The organism is Actinoplanes nipponensis, assembly GCF_016862275.1.
GTDB classification, from domain to species: Bacteria; Actinomycetota; Actinomycetes; order Mycobacteriales; family Micromonosporaceae; genus Actinoplanes; species Actinoplanes nipponensis.
The window spans coordinates 1-1,115 of the sequence record NZ_BOMQ01000115.1 but is presented as its reverse complement, the minus strand read 5'-3'; the positions used below and the strand labels follow the sequence as shown (position 1 = coordinate 1,115).

Below are 1,115 nucleotides of genomic sequence, written 5' to 3'. Positions count from 1 at the left end.
TGTGCTGTCCAGGCAGGTTGGTCAGGCGGCTGATGGGTGTTTGCCTGCCGATGGCGGTGTGGGGCCGGTGATGGTTGTAGTGGTGTAGCCATGCTGGCAGGGCTTTGCGGCGGTGTTGTTCTGAGGGGTAGTGCTGGTCGAAGGCCCAGGTGGCCATGGTGCGGTGGAAACGTTCGATCTTGCCGTTGGTCTGCGGTCGGTAAGGGCGGGTCTTCTTGGCCGTGATGCCGAGGTCCCGGCAGGTGTCGCGCCAGAGGTGTGAGCGGTAGGCCGAGCCGTTGTCGGACAACACGCGTTCGACGGTGACGCCGCGGGCGGCCAGCCAGGACACGGCGCGGTGCAGCACCGCGGTCGCGGTCGCGGCGGTTTCGTCGTTGTGGATCTCGGCGTAGGCCACCCGGGAGTGGTCATCGATGACGGTGTGGACGTAGGCGGTGCCCATCAGTGGCTGGCGGTACTTGTTTTTAGCGGCGCCGGTGCGGCGGTTGGTGATGATCCGGTTTTTGTCGCCTTGCTGGCGGCCGACGTAGCGCCATCCGCCGCCGTCGGGGATGTTGGCGAGCTTCTTGACGTCGACGTGGATCAGCGCGCCGGGCTGGGCGTGTTCGTAGCGGCGGATCGGTTCGCCGGTGTGCCGGTCCAGGTGTGACAGGCGGTTGAGCCGGCAGCGGGTCAGCACGGCATGCACGGTCGAGGCCGGCACGGCCAGCCGGGCGCCGATCTCGACCGGTCCGAGCCGGTGTCGCCACCGCAGTTGCACGATCGACCGCACGACAGGTCGCGGCGTGCGGTTCGGGCAGTGCTGCGGCCGGCTCGAGCGGTCCTGCATGCCCGGTTCACCCATCGCGGCGTATCGCTCGGACCAGCGTTTCGCGGTCCGGTACGACACCTCGAACCGACGAGCCGCGGCCGACACGCTCCACCCGTGGTCCACGACCAGCAGAGCGAGTTTCAGACGTGCTTTCGGAGTCAGCGCGGCATTAGCGTGTGACATGAAGGCCTCCGGTGCGTGAAGCGGTTCCTAGACAGCTCCACTGCACGCCCGGAGGCCTTCACCATCAAGACTCGCTACCGCGTGTCGTCACACTTGCCTGACCAACGTCCCTGGACAGCAC

Annotated in this window: 1 protein-coding gene; it reads right to left on the bottom strand. The window is 67.2% G+C overall.

Annotation, left to right across the window (positions count from 1 at the left end; translation table 11 throughout):
- Positions 1–994 (bottom strand): IS481 family transposase (locus Ani05nite_RS40695; RefSeq protein ID WP_203777567.1); only part of this gene is annotated, 994 nt, incomplete at its 3' end.
- Positions 995–1,115: the final 121 nt, after the last annotated feature.